The organism is Paenibacillus lutrae (genome assembly GCF_009757775.1).
Taxonomy (GTDB): domain Bacteria; phylum Bacillota; class Bacilli; order Paenibacillales; family NBRC-103111; genus Paenibacillus_F; species Paenibacillus_F lutrae.
Genome location: NZ_RHLK01000002.1, coordinates 812,859 through 830,332 on the forward strand (window position 1 = coordinate 812,859; position 17,474 = coordinate 830,332).

At 48.7% G+C, this 17,474-nt stretch carries 18 protein-coding genes; 8 read left to right on the forward strand and 10 right to left on the reverse strand.

The window, feature by feature from the left end; translation table 11 throughout:
* Nucleotides 1-101 precede the first annotated feature (101 nt).
* Both EDM21_RS05875 and yhbH read right to left on the reverse strand, forming a co-directional pair.
* Nucleotides 102-1,535, reverse strand: coding sequence for a SpoVR family protein (locus tag EDM21_RS05875; RefSeq protein ID WP_157333705.1), 1,434 nt, complete (start codon nt 1,533-1,535; stop codon nt 102-104).
* Nucleotides 1,532-2,689 carry a sporulation protein YhbH gene (yhbH, locus tag EDM21_RS05880; protein WP_157333707.1) on the reverse strand — a complete coding sequence of 386 codons (1,158 nt, stop codon included), beginning with the start codon at nt 2,687-2,689 and terminating at the stop codon, nt 1,532-1,534. The genes EDM21_RS05875 and yhbH overlap by 4 nt, the downstream gene beginning before the upstream one ends.
* 324 nt (nt 2,690-3,013) lie before the next feature.
* Here yhbH and EDM21_RS05885 point away from each other — a divergent pair, with 324 nt between their 5' ends.
* Both EDM21_RS05885 and EDM21_RS05890 read left to right on the forward strand, forming a co-directional pair.
* Nucleotides 3,014-3,865: a hypothetical protein gene (locus EDM21_RS05885; protein ID WP_157333709.1), complete on the forward strand. Its 852-nt coding sequence runs from the start codon at nt 3,014-3,016 to the stop codon at nt 3,863-3,865.
* Entirely contained in the window at nt 3,858-4,457 is a 600-nt protein-coding gene (locus EDM21_RS05890) for a hypothetical protein (protein WP_157333711.1), read from the forward strand. Before EDM21_RS05885 ends, EDM21_RS05890 begins: the two co-directional genes overlap by 8 nt.
* A gap of 149 nt (nt 4,458-4,606) precedes the next feature.
* On the opposite strand, the gene EDM21_RS05895 is transcribed toward EDM21_RS05890, so the two are convergent.
* The 6 genes from EDM21_RS05895 to EDM21_RS05920 form a co-directional block, all read right to left on the reverse strand.
* Nucleotides 4,607-5,770, reverse strand: coding sequence for a polysaccharide deacetylase family protein (locus EDM21_RS05895; protein WP_157333713.1), 1,164 nt, complete (start codon nt 5,768-5,770; stop codon nt 4,607-4,609).
* 120 nt (nt 5,771-5,890) lie between these two features.
* Nucleotides 5,891-6,688, reverse strand: a complete 798-nt coding sequence (gene bacA / locus EDM21_RS05900) for an undecaprenyl-diphosphate phosphatase (protein ID WP_157333715.1) — start codon at nt 6,686-6,688, stop codon at nt 5,891-5,893.
* Nucleotides 6,689-6,770: 82 nt separating this feature from the next.
* Nucleotides 6,771-7,508: an ABC transporter permease gene (locus EDM21_RS05905; RefSeq protein WP_157333717.1), complete on the reverse strand. Its 738-nt coding sequence runs from the start codon at nt 7,506-7,508 to the stop codon at nt 6,771-6,773.
* Nucleotides 7,501-8,421 carry an ABC transporter ATP-binding protein gene (locus EDM21_RS05910; protein WP_157333719.1) on the reverse strand — a complete coding sequence of 307 codons (921 nt, stop codon included), beginning with the start codon at nt 8,419-8,421 and terminating at the stop codon, nt 7,501-7,503. The genes EDM21_RS05905 and EDM21_RS05910 overlap by 8 nt, the downstream gene beginning before the upstream one ends.
* Nucleotides 8,422-8,503: 82 nt before the next feature.
* A complete protein-coding gene (locus EDM21_RS05915) occupies nt 8,504-9,550 on the reverse strand; it encodes a sensor histidine kinase (protein WP_157333722.1) in 1,047 nt (348 codons plus the stop codon).
* Nucleotides 9,540-10,268: a response regulator transcription factor gene (locus tag EDM21_RS05920; protein ID WP_157333724.1), complete on the reverse strand. Its 729-nt coding sequence runs from the start codon at nt 10,266-10,268 to the stop codon at nt 9,540-9,542. The genes EDM21_RS05915 and EDM21_RS05920 overlap by 11 nt, the downstream gene beginning before the upstream one ends.
* Nucleotides 10,269-10,464: 196 nt before the next feature.
* On the opposite strand from EDM21_RS05920, the gene EDM21_RS05925 reads away from it, so the two are divergent.
* Nucleotides 10,465-10,647: a hypothetical protein gene (locus EDM21_RS05925; RefSeq protein WP_157333726.1), complete on the forward strand. Its 183-nt coding sequence runs from the start codon at nt 10,465-10,467 to the stop codon at nt 10,645-10,647.
* A 166-nt stretch (nt 10,648-10,813) separates the two neighbouring features.
* Here the strand turns inward: EDM21_RS05925 and bluB are convergent, their stop codons facing one another.
* Complete coding sequence (bluB, locus tag EDM21_RS05930) at nt 10,814-11,455, reverse strand: 5,6-dimethylbenzimidazole synthase (RefSeq protein WP_157333728.1); 642 nt, start codon at nt 11,453-11,455, stop codon at nt 10,814-10,816.
* A 170-nt stretch (nt 11,456-11,625) separates the two neighbouring features.
* Here bluB and EDM21_RS05935 point away from each other — a divergent pair, with 170 nt between their 5' ends.
* The 5 genes from EDM21_RS05935 to EDM21_RS05955 all read left to right on the forward strand — a co-directional run bounded on the left by EDM21_RS05935 (nt 11,626) and on the right by EDM21_RS05955 (nt 17,296).
* On the forward strand, nt 11,626-12,273 hold the full coding sequence (locus EDM21_RS05935) for a hypothetical protein (protein WP_157333730.1): 648 nt from the start codon (nt 11,626-11,628) through the stop codon (nt 12,271-12,273).
* Between the two features lie 469 nt (nt 12,274-12,742).
* Entirely contained in the window at nt 12,743-13,498 is a 756-nt protein-coding gene (locus EDM21_RS05940) for an MBL fold metallo-hydrolase (RefSeq protein WP_157333732.1), read from the forward strand.
* Between the two features lie 22 nt (nt 13,499-13,520).
* Nucleotides 13,521-14,312: an HAD-IIA family hydrolase gene (locus EDM21_RS05945; RefSeq protein ID WP_166541841.1), complete on the forward strand. Its 792-nt coding sequence runs from the start codon at nt 13,521-13,523 to the stop codon at nt 14,310-14,312.
* A gap of 85 nt (nt 14,313-14,397) precedes the next feature.
* Nucleotides 14,398-15,000: a glycerol-3-phosphate responsive antiterminator gene (locus EDM21_RS05950; protein WP_157333734.1), complete on the forward strand. Its 603-nt coding sequence runs from the start codon at nt 14,398-14,400 to the stop codon at nt 14,998-15,000.
* Between the two features lie 382 nt (nt 15,001-15,382).
* Nucleotides 15,383-17,296 (forward strand): lamin tail domain-containing protein, encoded by a 1,914-nt coding sequence (locus EDM21_RS05955; protein ID WP_157333736.1) that lies wholly within the window; start codon nt 15,383-15,385, stop codon nt 17,294-17,296.
* An 88-nt stretch (nt 17,297-17,384) separates the two neighbouring features.
* Here the strand turns inward: EDM21_RS05955 and EDM21_RS25465 are convergent, their stop codons facing one another.
* On the reverse strand, nt 17,385-17,468 hold the full coding sequence (locus tag EDM21_RS25465) for an IS3 family transposase (RefSeq protein ID WP_338043979.1): 84 nt from the start codon (nt 17,466-17,468) through the stop codon (nt 17,385-17,387).
* Nucleotides 17,469-17,474 lie beyond the last annotated feature (6 nt).

Below are 17,474 nucleotides of genomic sequence, written 5' to 3' on the forward strand. Positions count from 1 at the left end.
TCCTGATCCCGCCTGAGCGGTGAGAGCAGGAGGCCTTATTTCATTTGACGGCCCTGAGAGCGGCTGCGGCCAGATCATCCGTATCTAAGTATTCGCGACTTTCACAGAAATTTCCGGTGATTTTTCTTCCCGTCATAAGAGAACAGCACAGGTTTTTCCTCCACGACGCTCTGCAAATAGACCGGTTTGTTCCATAGGCGGTATAAGTAAGGCAGTGTTCTCTCCACATACTTCAGGTCCAGCTCCACGCCCTCGTAGGAATGACGAATATAGAGCTCACCGTTGCGCTGGTAATCGCCATCGAATATTTCCAGATAAGGAAATCCGCCGTTTACCCGGGAATAGACGAGCTGGTCCCGTATGTTTTTCCAGGCTTTGTCGGTAATTTTCCATTCCGGGCCTTTTTTCTCAAACACATAGAGATCCAGATCTTCAACCAGTTCCTTGGTCATGTAATTGCGGATAAAAGAAGTATCGGAGTCGAATTCGCGTACCTCGAACATTTTACTGCGGCCTTCGCCACCCGGCCGGCCGTACTTTTCCCGGTCTTCCTGCGAAGGTTTATCCCAGCGCTTTTCAATATCCTCGAAGATTTTGAGTCCGAGATAATAAGGGTTGAGCGTATGGGTGGAAGGCTGCACAACCCCCGAATTCAGCTTCGAGTATTCGATGGTTTCCTCTTCGGTCAGATCCAGTTCCCGCAGGATGCGCTGATGCCAATACGAAGCCCAGCCTTCGTTCATGATCTTCGTCTCCATCTGCGGCCAGAAGTAGAGCATTTCATCCCGCAGCATCGTCAGAATATCGCGCTGCCACTCTTCCAGATGGGGAGCGTGTTCCTGGATAAAATGAAGAATGTCTTTTTCCGGCCGGTCCGGAAACCGGCTGTTCTCCCGGCTCTCCTGGTTGTCCAGCGGCTGATTGGGATGCTCGAGGTCCCACAAGTCCTCGTAGCCCGTCCGGGGCTTCCCGTCTCTGCCCAGATGCCGCCGGTCCTTGTCGGCCTTAGTGTCTTTGCGAACACGATAAGGCTTCGTCAGACTCGGATCGACATGCTCCTGCACAGCCAGCACGCAGTCAAGGAATTCCTCGACACGGTGAGCCCCGTATTCAATTTCATACTGCCGAACACGCTCGGCGGTAGCGGACATGCTTTCGACCATGTTGCGGTTCGTCCGTGAGAAGCGTGCATTATTCTTGAAAAAATCGCAGTGCGCCAGAACGTGCGCGACGATCAGCTTATTCTGAATAAGCGAATTGCCGTCCAGCAGGAAGGCATAGCACGGATCAGAGTTGATAACGAGTTCATAAATTTTGCTGAGGCCAAAATCATACTGGGTCTTCATTTTGTGGAAAGTTTTACCAAAGCTCCAGTGTGAGAACCGGGTCGGCATGCCGTAAGCGCCGAATGTATAAATAATGTCAGCGGGGCATATTTCGTACCGCATCGGATAGAAGTCGAGTCCGAAGCCTTCGGCGACTTCCGTAATTTCCGCAATCGCATATTCGAGCTGGCGGATCTCATCAGGGGTCATGCCAATTCGCCTCCCTCGGTCCGGGGTGAGAAGAACGACCGGAGTGCTTTATACACTTCTGTTTTTTCACGGATAATGTAGTGCATGAATTTGGGATGATGAATATTCCGGTACGCGGACATCAGCGTGCTGCTCCGGTTGTATTGGTTGACCTCGCCGTATCCGAACATGTTGCTGCGCTCCATAAGCTGGGCAATCAGCTTCACACAGCGCTCATTATCCGAGGTCAAATTATCTCCGTCCGAGAAGTGGAACGGATAAATATTGTACTGCTCGGGCGGATACCGGCTGTCGATAATATCAAGGGCGGTCTGGTAGGCCGAGGAACAGATCGTCCCGCCGCTTTCGCCCTTCGTGAAAAACTCTTCTTCCGTGACCTCTCTGGCTTCGGTGTGGTGCGCAATAAAGACGATTTCGACATGCTCATATTTCGTCCGCAGGAAGCGGGTCATCCAGAAGAAGAAGCTGCGGGCAATGAACTTCTCGAACGATCCCATGGAGCCCGACGTATCCATCATCGCGATGATCAGCGCATTGGAATGGGGCTTCTCGACTTCGTTCCACGTCTTGAAACGCAGGTCATCGGGAGAGATGCCGTGGATTCCAGGGTCTCCCTGCGAGGCATTGCGCCTGAGATTCTCGAGAATGGTGCGCTTCTTATCGATGTTGGACATAATTCCTTTTTTGCGGATATCGTTAAAAAGGACCTCCTTGGCGCTGAAGTTCCGTTTGTCCTTGCGCTGCAGGAAAGGAAGCTCCAGCTCTTCGAAGAGCATCGCCTGCAGCTCCTCGAACGAGACTTCGGCTTCGTAGTAGTCCTCGCCGGGCTTTTCTCCTGCCCCTTCGCCCTTGCCGCCTTTGGCGGGCTGGGGATCTACGCCGAGCACATCGCCGACTTCGCTGTCGCCGTCACCCTGACCGACATGTTTGCTTTTCTGATAGTTATATCGGAACCTGTACTCATCGAGTGAGCGAATGGGTACCTTCACGACTTGTTTGCCATTCGACAGAATGATGCTCTCATCGGACACGATATCGGGAAGATTCTGTTTGATGGCATCGCGGACTTTTTCCTGGTGTCTCGTCTGGTCCTGGTAGCCTTTGCGGTGCAGGGACCAGTCCTCCCTGGAGACGATAAACGAAGGGTCTGTCATGAGGGGCACCTCCTGTTTGCGTTCGTTGGACGAGCATAAAAAACGCTTGTTACTAAATATATTCAAGGAGAGCTCGGATATGTGAGGGCAAGTGTAAAATGCTAGAGCATACAGAATGATGTGCAAATTGGAAAAAGCGTTTTTCACTGAGTAGTACGGACCCTTTGAGATAAATAGTTAGGATTGGTCGGCGATCTACATCAAGGTTTAAGACTGAAAGTTATATAATCAATCTTAGTAATCTCTAATGTAGAAAATAAGAAGGAAAAATAGGGAAGATGTCGAAATTTATTGAATGCTATTAATGCAAAGGGGCTAAGTTATTTGAGAAAACACCATTTATATGCAGTTAAGTTAAGTATTAATGAAACCCTTTTTTCTCGTCCGTTAAAAGAATCGAAGATGCATTTTTTAAGTGCTATAAATACTTCAGGAATCTTTTTGAAAAAGTATAACTCACTTTGGAATTTTATTGATATTGCCAAAGAGGATATAGCCGGACGGAATATCGTTGCTGGTAGAATATTAAGAGGTAAAGATGAAGGTACAAATGTTGTAGATACAACGGACGTAAAGATAAAGAGGAATAACGTTGAAAATGTAGCTAGTTGGTCTAACTTTATTTTTGATTTTGCGACCGAAATAGTTATTTTTGAGGAAAGGGTAGGAAAAATATCCAAAAATCAATTTATCGAAGTTTTTAAGCAAATGATCGAAATAAACGCGCCAGAATTAGGCGAGTTAAAATATGAATTTTTACCTGCCGCAGAAAATCTTAAGGGTGAACTGAAAAAATTGAAGGTAATTAACTACGCCCGATTTCAATTAATTCCTGCAAATTGGGATGATGATGATGATTTTAATGAACTCGATAAAGAGCTGAAGAACCTTGGGACATCAGAAGCAGTGCATGAATATAAAGCGAAGGGAACAGGCCTTAACCCAGACTCGATATTAATTAAAAAGCCAGTCAATATGAGTTTAGCAGGGTATGGACACTTCGATGTAAGAGGTACTGACAAAGATGGGATGAATAAACAAGTCATTTCTAATCAAGAATTGTTATTTGAGTCTGTTCAATCCGGTGACGATATAATTGAAGATTTTACAAGAAATTATCTCTCGTTTTTGAAAAAAGCAATCGAGCAACATATAGGAGCATCTAAAAATGAGTAACGTAAAAAATAAGTTTGATTTTTTTGAAATGTTAAAGATTTACGGATATTCAAAACTTTTTTTGTGTAAGGAATTATATATTTCAATTCTCATACCGACTATTTACTTTTACCTATTGTATTTTATAGATAAAGAGCAAATGCGTAATCTTATTTTAGAAATTTGCAAACTATTATTTGCTGCAGATGCTGCTGTATTAGCCATAGTTATATCGGGGTTTGCAATACTACTTTCAGTAAGTGACAGTAACTTTTTGTTTTTTTTGAATAGAAGAAATTTGAATATTAAATTCTTCTTTCCATTTTATTTATCAAGCATTTTATGGGCATGGCATGCAATTTTTTCTTTAGATGTATTCTTAATTGCATCAATTAATATAAAAAATGAAATATTTCAAGTGATATTAAATTTTATCCTTTATTTATATATAGCCTTTTTTATTTATTGCTTATTAAATACAGTATCTCTAGTCAGAATGATTCTTCGGTTAGGATTTGAAAAAGTAAGATTAGATGAAACTTTAGGAAACATTAATTCAAAATTAATAACCTTAACTCATGAACAAGATATTAAAAAGCAAGAAAATGCATAAAAGATTCATTATATTAAGTTTCTGGCGCAGTAGATTTTTGATATATCTCAATTTGACTCCGATATGTGAGGGCAATCGGGTGCCGGAAGAAAAAAGCGCCCGGATAGAGGGGAATGGCTCCCGTCTGTCCGGACGTTTTTGCAGAAGAATTAACTATCGGTCTGGCTTCGCTTGGGGGTTACTCTGGCTTTGAATTCATCTCCGAATGGAATATGAACAACATCAATGCCGAAGATCTGCTGTAAATCCTCGTAATGAATCTGTACTTTGCGCGACTTAATCTTAGCCGGATGTTTGAGCGGTATCTCGGCGCCACTCAGCTCGATCGTGGAAGTGTCCGGCTTAATTTTGCCGTGTTTTCCCCGTACGTGGAAGGAGACTGTCCGGTCCTTGGCCACGTCCACAGTGCCGTCCAGATCTTCAACGATTTTGCGGAAAGACACGTAATCGGCCGGTTTCTTGCCGTCTATGACACTTCGCTGGATGGCCCGGTCCAGACTTTTGGGCTTGACCCAGGGGCTGCCTCCCGTAATTCGCGCAATCTGCATCGGATCGTCCTCTTTGGTCGTGATTTCGCTTACGACAGTAAAGCCATACCGGAACCCGGCTTTCTGAAGAAGGGAGGAGGCGTGCTTGTTGTAGAACCCGTACGGGTAAGCGTACGCATCCGGCTCGCTTGAGCCGTTGCTTCTGAGCTTGTCGGAGCACAGCTTCGCATCACGGAGAACGCGTTCATCGTACTGGGTGTCCGTTTCGGGCTGACCGTCGATAACAAGATTCGTGATCAGCAGCGGATTGCCGTCCTGCTTATTGTGCATGCCGTCGGAATGGCATTGGCAGTCAATGTTAACTTCTTTGCTTGAAGCCAGGGCTTGCAGCTCCTCCTGATTCATAAACTTCAGGCTTCCGGCAGGCGGATTGTCCAGTGTTTCCGTAATAACGAAATTCACGGCCGGAATCTGCAGTTCCTTCAGAATCGGATAGCCTTTCTCATAGAGGCTTTCGTAGCCGTCATCGAAGGTGACGAGCACCGCCTTGTCCGGCACCTCACCGCCTGCCATGAACTCTTTGAACTGCTGCATGGTAATAAACTGGTAATTGCGCTCCCGTAAATAAGTCAGTTGTTCCCGGAACAGAGCGGGTGTAATGGTTACGCTGCTCGTATCCATATCGCTGATGTGATGGTACAGAAGAACCGCAACCTGATCTTTGTAGGACACATTCGGGGTATACGTGCGAACCATGTAAAGCGTACCTGCGATGACGAGCAAGGGCAGGAGAAAGAAAGGGGCGAGCTTTAGAACTTTTTGCATACCGTAAATTGAACTCCTTTAATGTAGCTTAATCTATCCCCCCATATATTCGTTCTCATGAAAAATTTTCCTTTTAATTTTAGATGGTATAGGAAAATATTATTTTTATTTACAAATCCATCAGAGAAGGACAAACAACGTAAAAAGAATGGCCAGTACGATACGGTAATAAGCGAATGGAGTGAGACCCCATTTCTCAAGCAGCTTCAGGAATGTGACAACGGCCAGCATGGCCACGGCAAAAGAGGTGAGAAATCCGATAGCAAACATCGGAATATCACTTGCAGTCAGGAGATCCCGGCTTTTGTACAAATCCAGGCCTGTAACCCCGACCATAATCGGAATCGCGATAAGAAAGGAGAACTCAGAAGCTGTCTTGTAGCTCGCTTTGGCGAGTAAACCGCCGGATATGGTGGAACCGGCTCTGGAGAAGCCAGGGAAAGCAGCCAGACATTGGAACAGGCCGATCGTCAGGGCCTGCTTATACGTCAATTCATCCAGGGAAAATGAGACAGGCTCCGGTTTTTTCTTCTCGGCGAACAGGATAAGAATCGCGCCGGCAACGAGCCCGATGACGACCGTGTAGGGCTGGAAAAGGTACATTTTCACAAGGTCAAGCGTTAAGACGCCGACAATTCCTGCTGGAAGCACACCGAGTATGACATGAAGGGCATTGAACTTTTTCTCTTGATTAAGAAGGGGCTTGATATTGAACAGGGACACAAGACGCTCCTGGTATAAGACGGTAATGGCCAGAATAGCGCCCAGCTGGATCACGATCTCGAATGTTTTGGCCCGCTCTCCTTCAAAGCCCAGCAAATGTCCGACCAAGATCAGGTGACCGGTAGAAGAGATCGGAAGAAATTCCGCCAAACCTTCCACAATTCCCAGTATAAAAGCAATTAGTAACTCACTCATCGTAACCCTCCCGAATCTGGTAGTACATGCAGCAGCCTGCCGTGCTTCTTCTATATACTGGAACTTATATGATGACTTATTCTCAGTGAATATCCGTCCGGCGGAAATAAATGAGAATGGCGGCCAGTCCGCCTAATGATGCAGCGGCGATCAGGGCATAGGTGTAGAACGCCGGATAAGTGGGGAGCAGGCTCTGATTCGTAATATCTTGAACCGCCGCCCAGGGAAACAAGTCCCGGTGTTCCGAATTGGCTCCCATTATATTTATCATCGTGATGACGATGGTGAAAATAATGGTCGGCACGTAATTTTTGAGTACGAGCGTAATCAGAACGGTAGGCATGGACAAGATGAACAGCAGCAGCCCGCCCGTCACAAAACGCTGCAGGGATTGCAGGACCAGCGCTCCGCTGAAGCCATCGAATCGCGTAAGGAGGCCAAGAACCAGTGTGAGGGACCAGGCGACGAGCGTCAGCGCGATGATCCACATCAGCAGCATAAGCAGCTTGCTGAGGAGATAGCTCATCCGGGATACAGGGATGGTCAGCAGATTCTTGAGGGTATCTTCCTGGTACTCCCGGCTGAATAAATACGCGGTAACGACGCCGTAGAGCGGAACGCCTATGACCAGGACCACATACAGATTCGTCTCGTAGAAAAGCTGCTCGAACAGCACTACAGGCGGATTCGCTTTCGTCTGAAGCTGCACCCAGGTGGCGACGACCACCATAAAAGGAGCCACAGCCGCTCCGAGGATGCTGATCAGGAACATCTTGGAGCGTTTGAGCTTGAGAAACTCGGTGAAAAGCAGACTAGCCAATCGTCCCACCTCCAACCAGCTTCGTAAAGTATTCTTCGAGCTTGTCCTCGCTCATGGAGATTCGGGACACTTCGATATCGTGCTGGACGAACATCCGGTTAATCTTGCCCTGCTGCCCGAGGTGAGAGTAGACTCGGATGTGCCCGTCATCATGAACTTCGTAATCATGAATATCGAAATGTTTTTCCAGCAGGAGGACGGCTTTATTATCGTTGGATACCTGGAACTCCAAGTACTTGCGGTTTCTTGCACGGAGCTGGTCAAAGGACATTTCCTCCAGCAGCCTGCCCTGGTGGATAATTCCGAGCTGATCCACTAGCTGCTCCACCTCGGAGAGAATATGGCTGGACACGAGGATCGTGATCTTTCTTTCCTCGGCCAGGGCTTTGATCAGTTTGCGCATTTCCTTGATGCCGATCGGATCGAGCCCGTTGGTAGGCTCATCGAGGATGAGCAGCTCGGGGTAGTGCAGGAGCGCGCGGGCGATTCCAAGCCGCTGCTTCATCCCGAGGGAATATTTCCCGACGAGTTTCTTCGTTTCATGCTGAAGACCGACGGTTTCCAGCGCTTCTTCCAGCGCGGTTTTCTTGTGGATGCCCATGATCCGGGCATTGATCTGCAGATTTTCCCGGGCGGTCAGATTCTCGTAGAATCCGGGGACTTCGACAATCGAACCGATTCGTCTCAGAATTTCCTTGTGTCGGGCGGGCAGACTCTCACCGAAAATTTCGATATCTCCCTCCGTCGGCTTGATGAGGCCGAGCAGCATACGGATGGTGGTCGTTTTGCCGGCACCGTTGCGGCCGAGGAAGCCATAGATCTGGCCCTGCTTCACGGTCATATGGAGACGGTCTACGGACTTCTGTGTCCCGTAGACCTTCGTCAGATTGGTGGTCTTGATCACCACACTCATGTCGGGTGCACCTCTTTCCATAAGTTCATTGGCTCATGGCTTAAGGATAAGGAGCCGGGCTTAACTGCTGCTTATCTATTTCTTAATTGTTTCTTAAAAGAGCGGGCCGGGCCAGCTGCGGAAAAATGAGCGTGAACGCCGTCCGGCTCCATGGCACGCTGCTAACCCCGATCCGGCCTCCGTTCTTCTCCGTCAATGCCCGGGCAATGGACAGCCCGAGCCCGCTCCCGCCGGAAGAAGGGCTGCGCGCGGCATCGCTCCGGTACATTCTCTGGAACACATGACCGATGTCCCCGGGCGCAATACCCGGCCCCTGATCCCACAGGGACAATTGGTAATCGCCGCCCTTGATCTCGGTAAGCTCGATCCCGAGAACGCCGCCTTCTTTCCCGTAATGAATGGCATTCTTGATGAGGTTGCCCAGAATCCGGTTCAGACTTAAACGGTCGGCGGCAATCATGAACCGCTTCTCTTCCGGGATGCGGATGATCAGTTCCATTCCCGCTTGTTTCAGCTCCGGCAGAAACTCAATCAGCGATTCCCTCGCCGCCTCGGCCAAGTCCAGAGGCTCCGCTGCGATCGGGAACTCGTCGGCATCCAGCTTGGCCATGTTGAACATTTCATCGGTCAGGTGCTTCAAAGCGCCGGCTTTCCGGGACAGGATATCCAGATAGTCGCGCTGCTCTTGCTGCGTTACTGCGGCCCCGTCCTTAAGAGCATCCACATAGCCGATAATCGAGGTCAGCGGAGTACGTATGTCGTGAGAAATGCTCGATAGGAGACTTTTGCGGGCCGCTTGGGATTGTACGGCCTCGATTTGTACTTGTTCCAGCTCATGGATGAGTTCATTGATGGTGAAGATCACTTCATTCATAGAGGGACTGTCCTTGGCCAGCAGCCGGGTTGTCCGGTTGCCGTCCAGGACGCGTCTAAGTTCCTGCTGTATCTGATGGAGACGGGCGCGGGTACGCAGTTGTTCGTACAGATACAGCCAGGACAGAAGGAATAAGGTCAGCAGACAGGCCCATCTCAGCCAGCCGGGAGGAGGGCCTGCCAATTCAGCCAAGATAAGCGCGCTGATAACGAGAAGCTGTAGGAGCTGCAGGGATAGAGTCTTATCAAGTTTCATCTTTCTCACCTACGAACTTATAGCCGATCCCCCATACGGTCTGGATCCACTGCGGGTTGGACGGGTCCCTTTCAATCTTTTTACGCAGCTTGCGGATATGAACCATCACGGTATTGTCATCTTCTAAATAATCGCTGTCCCATACGTTCCGGAAAAGCTGAGTTTTAGTAAACACCTGTTCGGGATGCGAGACCAGGAATTTCAACAGCTGAAGTTCCTTGCCTGTTAATGGAATTTCTTCACCGTCACGAGTGACCGTGTACTTCTGCAGATCCATAATAAGTCCTTTGAACTTGACGATATTGGGCTCCGCGCGATGCACAGAATCCAGTTCGCTGCTGCTTCCCAGCACCAGGAAACGCCTCATCAAAGCTTTCACCCGGGCGATTACTTCGTGAATGCTGAAAGGTTTGGTCATATAATCATCGGCGCCTATATTCAGGCCTACGATTTTATCCGCCTCATGATCCTTGGCCGTCAGCATCAGAACCGGGACATTGCTCCTGTTCCGGATAACCCGGCACACCTCGATTCCGTCCACTCCGGGCATCATCAGATCGAGAATAACAAGATCGTAACGGCTGCGTTCAAAATAAGCGATCGCTTCCTCGCCGTCTACCGCGGTATCCACCCGGTACCATTCTCTTTCCAGATAAATCTTCACTAAATCCCGGATTTCTTTATCGTCGTCGGCTACTAGAATGCGCACATTTTTCATAAGTCCACCTGCTTTTTCTGCATTTAAAAAAGAAACCAGACCGCGAAGAGGCGCGGATATGTCCTTCTAAAAGTAATACAAAGCGCAAAGTAAATCAAAGTCGGAGCCTGACATCATTCTTTCAAAAAGAGGCGCTGTGCCCGCTGCATTTACTTCTACTTGTGCATAAGATGTACAAGAAAGCAGGAGTGGAGCTGTGGATAAGTTTCTGGTTACTCTGGGTGGAGTTCTTGGCGGATATGCGATGGTAAAAACACCTGTTGACGGAACAGTCTTGACCAGCCTGGAACCTGTACTGGATCTGGTGGGATCGCTGTCGATGATCGTATTTGCCGGTGTGTTTATTGTACGCGGTGTACGTTCGCTTTTTGGTAAATAAGAGGTTGGCTCCTATACGAATACAAGCAACTGCGGGATTCTCGAATCCGGTAGTTTTTTTAATGAAAAAGAGGCAGAAAATCATTAAACTTCCGTGTACGGCTGCATACACAATAGAGCCCTCCTTTCAGTCAGCTTGATGACTGGAGGAGGGCCCTGCCCGTTTATTAAGATTGTCCCCACTTTTCGTGGTAGATAAGATCGTCCATTGTCCGGCGTTTCTCCCACCCGGTAGACTCCAGAATGGGTTTGTCCGGATACTGGTCCGTATACCCGATGGAGATTAAAGCAATGGGATCGATGTGCGGAGGGATTTCCAGGATATCTCTTACATCATTTTTCTTATAAAAGCTCACCCAGCCGGCGGCCAATCCTTCCGCGCATGCGGCCAGCCATAAGTTCTGGATTGCGCAGGCGACCGACAACATATCGGTTTCCGGGATCGAGTTGCGTCCCAAGACGTGCGATCCGCCACGTGTAGGATCGCACGTGATACAAACCGTGAGAGGCGCCTGCTTAATTCCTTGAATTTTGAGTTCCAGGAACTGGTCCTGACGCTCTCCTTCATAGTGAATGGCAAGTGCCCTCCGTTCTTTGTCCGCGGCCCAGGCCAGGCGCTGTTTGACTTCGTCCGATGTGACGAGGACGAAATTCCACGGCTGCATAAAGCCGACTGATGGCGCATGATGCGCTGCGCTTAACAGATTCATGACGGTGTCATCCGGAATCGGATCGGATCGGAAAGTTCGGACGTCTCTTCGGGTATAAATGACTTTATAAACGGCCTCTTTTTCTTCTGGAGTAAACATGTCCATCACCTCCCTTCTATTATATGTCTTCCATTAGCAGATTTCCTCTTAATATCTCCCGTTAAAAAGAAAGATTCTTACGTTAGCAATAGTAAGCAGAAGGGAGTACTTGCAACATTATCCTATTTTTCACCGTTAAAATTATGAATTATAGGAGAGGGCGGCTGTCCATGTTACATCAAAAACGGATATACAGTACGATTCTTGGAATCGTTATAGTCGGAGGCATGGCATTAGCCGGTAATCAATTTATTAGACCCGCCAAGCCAGCTAATGAGCCGGCTCACCAGAACCAGGAAGGAGTACTATTATCAACCGCCCAAGCAGACCATAAAGTATTTAATCATCTCCAAGAACTCGAGTCATTCTCGGATGTTATTATCGAAGCGAGTGTAGCATCTCCCGGTACAGTTGAGGAATTTTTTCAGAATGGTCATAAGATTGATGCGGCTAATAAGGTACAAGTAAAAGTTAACCGTTCTTATAAGGGAGACCTTAAAGAAGGGAATGAAATTACCGTCTATGAACCCGGGTATATGAAAGACGGCTTGTATGTAAATATTGAGGGATATAAGACAATGAATACGAGTGGAAAGTATATGCTTTTCTTATCCAAGGCACCGACAGGCACTTATGCAGTTGAAGGAGTGTATCAGGGAAAATTTGATCTGAATATACAACAGGAAGCGAAATTAACGGATTATAAAACTTCGCCGTATACCATGCAAGAATTCGAAAAGCTTGATTATGTAGGTTATGAAATGGAAACATTCAATTCTTTAAAGAAAGAAGTTCTTTCAAAATACGGTTCTCAATAAAATAGCTATGAATAAGGTCACAAACTGGTAAAAAAACCTTGCCAATGGAAGCACTTCCGTGTAAGATAGAGTCAAATTCAATAAGTACGTGATGTTGGCTAGAGATGATGAGAAGCCTCCGCATACCCTTCCTTTCGAGGAAGTGTTTTATGCTGGAGGCTTCTTTTATTTTTGCCTTATTTTAGGCGGCAAATTAGGGCCCGTGTGCCTAATCTCCAGCCTTTTTCACGACTTAAGAACTTGTATCAGAGCCTGATTGTGTGGCCGTCCGTTGTTACGCACTTACGGAGTTCCGTCTGCATCGTTCACCGAGTGAAGGCAGAATGGTCCCGATCGCCAAGGTCTGTGCAGCGCAGGACCGTAGCGGCGGCCACCTTTGGCGCTCAGCCATCGCTTGCCTGGTACATTTGGGCAGGATCAAACTAGCCGTGAGCAGCTCTATGTAAGGGGCATCCAGTAGGGGGAACAGATGGATCTTATATTGTTGGGGACGGCATGCGCCGCTTCGGGACAAGAAAGGGACAACACGTACTTACTTCTTCGTGAAGCAAGCGGGAGTACGCTGATTGACATCGGCGGCAATCCTCTAGGCAAGCTGAAGAAATTAAACTTATCCACACATGATGTCAAAAGAGTGCTGTTCACGCATTTTCACACCGACCATATTTACGGTCTGCCTTCATTACTCTGGGGGATGTGGATTGATAAGCGCACAGAACCGTTTGATATTTATTGCGAGGCCGCAGAGAAGCAGTGGCTGGAGAGCTGGCTAAGCCTGATGAGAACCGGAGAGTGGCCGGTCGCTTTTGAGATACGGATCCATACCTTCGACTGGCAGACGCCTTCAACCGTGTGGGAAGAAGGAGATGTATCGCTCAGCGTTTTCCCGGGCTTGCACGGGGGTGTGCCTACGGTAGGAATCCGGGCGGTCTGCGGGGAGAAAGTGCTGGTCTATTCCGCAGATACGACTCCTAATCCGCTGATCAGGGGGATGGGGCCCATCGATGTGCTTGTGCATGAAGCAACCACGGCTGAACAAGGATTGCCGGCGCACAGTACATTATCCGAAGTTGCGGATTACTATGATTGGAGCCGGGTCGGTCAAGGAATACTGGTTCATCTGTCTGACGGAGAGCCTTACGAAGCCGTTATGGCCCAGCTGCCTGTAAGTGTTTCTTCCAAGTTGACGCTCGGGCAGGATATGGCCGTAATTTCGATCGATTAAACAGATAAAGGGAGAGACAGAAGTGGAACAATACGCAGGTTATATTTTCGATTTGGATGGAACGATTTATTTGGGCGATCACGCCATCGAAGGTGCCGTAGAGACCATCCAGCATCTGCAGGCGCAGGGCAAGAAGCTTCTTTTCCTTACAAACAAAACGATTGACTCACGCGAGAGCTATGTGAAGAAATTAAATAAATTTGGCATCCAGATCGGCATGGAACATATGCTTAATCCAGCCCTTGTCACCATTCACTATCTCCAGAAGAACTATGCAGGCAAGAAGGTTTATGTAATCGGAGAGCCGGTACTGAAGGAAGAGTTCCTGGATAACGGCATCGAGTTTGCAACGACCCCTCAAGAGACCGATATTATTGTCGTATCTTGGGATCGCGAGTTCCATTACAGACATCTGGATTTCGCGTACCAGGCTATTAAGCACGGTGCCGAAGTAATCGCGACCCACCCGGATAGAACTTGTCCGATGCCAGGGGGCGATGTGCCGGATTGCGCAGGCATGATGGGAGCTATCGAAGGCGTGACGGGCAAGAAAATCGAGACCATTATGGGCAAGCCGTCCGTAATGACGATTATGGCGGCTCTTGATATTTTACAGCTGGAAGCGAAGGATTGTCTGATGTCAGGCGACCGTCTGGAGACAGATATCCGTATGGGCGCCCTGGCAGGAATGAGCACCGCTCTGGTTCTGTCCGGAATAACACAGGAAGAAGACTTGGCTGCATCGGATGTAACCCCTACTTACGTAGTTCCGTCCGTTCATGCTATCCTTAGAGAGAGTGTTTCTTCCAAATAAATGAGCTAGTTACCGGAATAACTGACTGACCGTTTGATTGGACCGGAGACCTGGAGATGTTTAATCAACGATGAGGTGATCAGAAATGAAAGAAGTATCAGAACGTGCACAGAGAGTGGCTTATTGCCTGAAAAAGAAACCCGTGATTACCAGTCTGATGAATGCGGAGGAGCTGCCTGCCCTTTTGCAGACCTCCTCCAACATTGTATTTATTCTCAAATCCGATATTTTCATGATCGAGTCCATTGTCGAGAAAATCAGAGAAGCCGGCAAACTATCTTTTGTCCATTTTGATTTGATTGACGGGATCGGCAAGGACAAGGCCGGAGTCGCTTATATGGCGGAGAAAATCGGAATTGACGGGATCGTAACGACCAAGAACAATATTATTGCAGAAGGTAAAAAGTACGGTCTTATCACCGTTCAGCGGTTATTTGTTTTTGATTCGGTGTCGCTGGATAACGGGATTCGGATGACCAAAAGCTCCCAGCCGGACGCGATTGAAGTTCTGCCGGGCATGGTATGCTCGCGCATTATGAAGCGGATCCGTTCCGAAGTGGATGTTCCCGTCATTGCAGGGGGACTGATGACAGACCTGGAAGATTTCAATGAAGCCCTTAGAAGCGGCGTCATCGGCATTTCAACATCCAGCAAGGAATTATGGAAATGGCAGGATGCAAACCGCTAGAGCCTTCCGTCAGGAGGCAAGCGGATGGCAAGCTTATTCCGAAGTTCAACCAAGGCAAGGAGATGGACAGGGAAGGCAGGGGAACGGTTTTGGGAGGGGCGCTACCAGGTAAGGGGGTGAATGTAATGGGTTGAGAATAGATCAGCTCAATAGGAGAAGGTTGAACGAATAGGAGACAGCTGCAGTTTGTATGAATGGAAATTTCCAGATAAAGCGGATGAACGAATAAAGTTTTTCGGCAAAAATCGTTTATTACTATTTTGTAAACGCTTACATATTATCTGGATGAATTGGGAAATAACGGTTATCCCTTGCAGAATGCTATGATGCTCGCTTGGTTTACCGTTTTTCATAGATAGACACACTAGAGGAGGATGTTCGAATGCGTAAACTTTTGAGAAAACAGATGGTGGGTGCCTTATCCTTGGTCCTGGCAGCAACTCCCCTCCTGCTCGTCACGCCCAAATCGGCGGAAGCGGCGGTAACAAGCACGGCTATCCCGCAGCTGTTGATTACGGAGCTGATCCCGGATACGAGCAACTTCGCAGGCTACGACGCTTTTGAGTATGTAGAAGTGTACAACAACAGCTCGGCTACCGTCGATCTCAAGAATTATGCGATTAAAGCCGGCAGCTGGTCATCCAAAATCTCGGAATCTTACAAGCTCGGGCCGTGGGAAACAGGCGTAGTCTGGACCCGGAGAGGCGAAATCAGCCCGCTGGGCAAAGATGCTTTTAACAGCTATTACTTCCTCTCCTATGCAAGCAAGCATGTACCGGACAATCGTCTCTATGTCATGGAGGATGTCGGCGGTTTTACGAACAGCGGTACCCAGACCGTGACGATTATAAATCCGGACGGAACCAATGCGGTTACGGCTTCTTACACGGCAACGGATGTAAAAGAAGGTAAAACCATCACATACCGCTACCCGGCATCGGGCGGGACCGCTATGCAGAAGATTGCGGGCAGCCAGGAGCCGACTCCAGGCAGAGTTGATCCCGGACAAGCGCCTGCTAAGCCTAAGCTGGACCAGCTTGCGCCTCAAGCGCCTGCAGGTTTAGCGGCGGCAGCCGGCGGAGGGGAAGCGGCTCTAACCTGGGCTGCGAATCCGGAATCCGATGTGCTGCAGTACAACATCTATAAGAACGGCAGCCTGGAGTACACCGTTCCGGCCGCTCAAACCCAGTTTACCGCGTCACTGCTGACAGGTAACGTGCCGGTTACGTTTGAAGTCAGCGCAGTGGATACGTCGGACAACGAATCCGCACGTTCTGCCGCGGTGCCGGTCACGCCGTCTCATCAGCAGATTACTCAATCCGAGAGATCGGTTAATCCGGAAAGCAGCAAATACCAAGCTTTGTGGAACATTTCCTCAGACGGTCCTGTTATTCCGGGACTGGCGCAGGATGCAGTTCCGCAAGGAATCGGTTATTATGCGGCGAATAACTGGATTCTTACCGTCTCCTATATGGAAGATGGCCGCCCGGGCCCGCTGTCTATCGTAGACAACACGACAGGACAGCTGGTTAAGACAGTCCATCTGTACAACGAAGACGGCACTCCGTACGTCGGACATGCCGGCGGGATATCCGTAAGCCGGGATAACGCGTGGATTGCTTCCGGCAAGAACGTATTCCAGGTTAGATTGGCTGACCTGATTAATGCACAGGACAATTCGGAAGTCCGTTTTGCCGGACGTGTGCCTCTTCCGGTGAAGGCTTCTTACAATTCCTTTGCCGATGGCGTCCTCTGGGTAGGTGAGTTCTATGAAAGCAAGAGCTATCCGACCGATCCGAGCCATCATATCACCAACCGTGACGGCGTGCAGCAGTACGCTTGGACAGCAGGCTTCAGACTGGACCCTGTAACAGACACGTTCCGCAGCGAGAAATGGAACGGAGATGCCGCAACGCCTGCGGTGCCGGACTACCTCTTGTCCACGACCGATAAGGTCCAGGGGATCTCGTTCATGGAGAACTCCATCGTGCTGAGCCAGTCCTACGGACGCAACAATGACAGTGCACTCTATCGTTACAACAACCCGCTGCAAGAGCCTGCTCATGCAACAGGTACAGTAGGCACGACAAGTGTTCCGCTCTGGTTCCTTGACGGGCAGTCGGCTAAGGCGACCAACAGCAAGCTGACGATTGTGCCGATGTCCGAAAGCATCGTTCCAATCGGTAACGAGCTGTTCGTGCTGCTGGAATCCGGCGCTAATACTTACCGCTATACGACTACTTATGTAATGGATCGTATGCTGAAGATCAACTGGAACCAATGGGACCAGATGTAAGATAAGAAGCCGGAACGTTTGGCTATGACAAGAACCCGCCAGATCTCCTATTGGTCAAGACCCCTTTTAGTGGACATCAGAAAAAGCCTCAGGCAACAAGCTGGCTTCGGTACTCAACCGGAGTCAGCTTGTTTAGTTTACGTTGTGCCCGGTCTTCGTTGTAAAAATAAATGAATTC

Excerpts from the sequence above, each read along its gene's own strand:
- yhbH (WP_157333707.1), bottom strand. The coding sequence starts at position 2,689 with ATGACAGACCCTTCGTTTATCGTCTCCAGGGAGGACTGGTCCCTGCAC.
- EDM21_RS05910 (WP_157333719.1), bottom strand. The coding sequence starts at position 8,421 with ATGAGTGTGGTGATCAAGACCACCAATCTGACGAAGGTCTACGGGACA.
- EDM21_RS05915 (WP_157333722.1), bottom strand. The coding sequence starts at position 9,550 with ATGAAACTTGATAAGACTCTATCCCTGCAGCTCCTACAGCTTCTCGTT.
- EDM21_RS05940 (WP_157333732.1), top strand. The coding sequence starts at position 12,743 with ATGGATCTTATATTGTTGGGGACGGCATGCGCCGCTTCGGGACAAGAA.
- EDM21_RS05920 (WP_157333724.1), bottom strand. The coding sequence starts at position 10,268 with ATGAAAAATGTGCGCATTCTAGTAGCCGACGACGATAAAGAAATCCGG.
- EDM21_RS05935 (WP_157333730.1), top strand. The coding sequence starts at position 11,626 with ATGTTACATCAAAAACGGATATACAGTACGATTCTTGGAATCGTTATA.
- EDM21_RS05890 (WP_157333711.1), top strand. The coding sequence starts at position 3,858 with ATGAGTAACGTAAAAAATAAGTTTGATTTTTTTGAAATGTTAAAGATT.
- bluB (WP_157333728.1), bottom strand. The coding sequence starts at position 11,455 with ATGTTTACTCCAGAAGAAAAAGAGGCCGTTTATAAAGTCATTTATACC.
- bacA (WP_157333715.1), bottom strand. The coding sequence starts at position 6,688 with ATGAGTGAGTTACTAATTGCTTTTATACTGGGAATTGTGGAAGGTTTG.
- EDM21_RS05955 (WP_157333736.1), top strand. The coding sequence starts at position 15,383 with ATGCGTAAACTTTTGAGAAAACAGATGGTGGGTGCCTTATCCTTGGTC.
- EDM21_RS05950 (WP_157333734.1), top strand. The coding sequence starts at position 14,398 with ATGAAAGAAGTATCAGAACGTGCACAGAGAGTGGCTTATTGCCTGAAA.
- EDM21_RS05875 (WP_157333705.1), bottom strand. The coding sequence starts at position 1,535 with ATGACCCCTGATGAGATCCGCCAGCTCGAATATGCGATTGCGGAAATT.
- EDM21_RS05895 (WP_157333713.1), bottom strand. The coding sequence starts at position 5,770 with ATGCAAAAAGTTCTAAAGCTCGCCCCTTTCTTTCTCCTGCCCTTGCTC.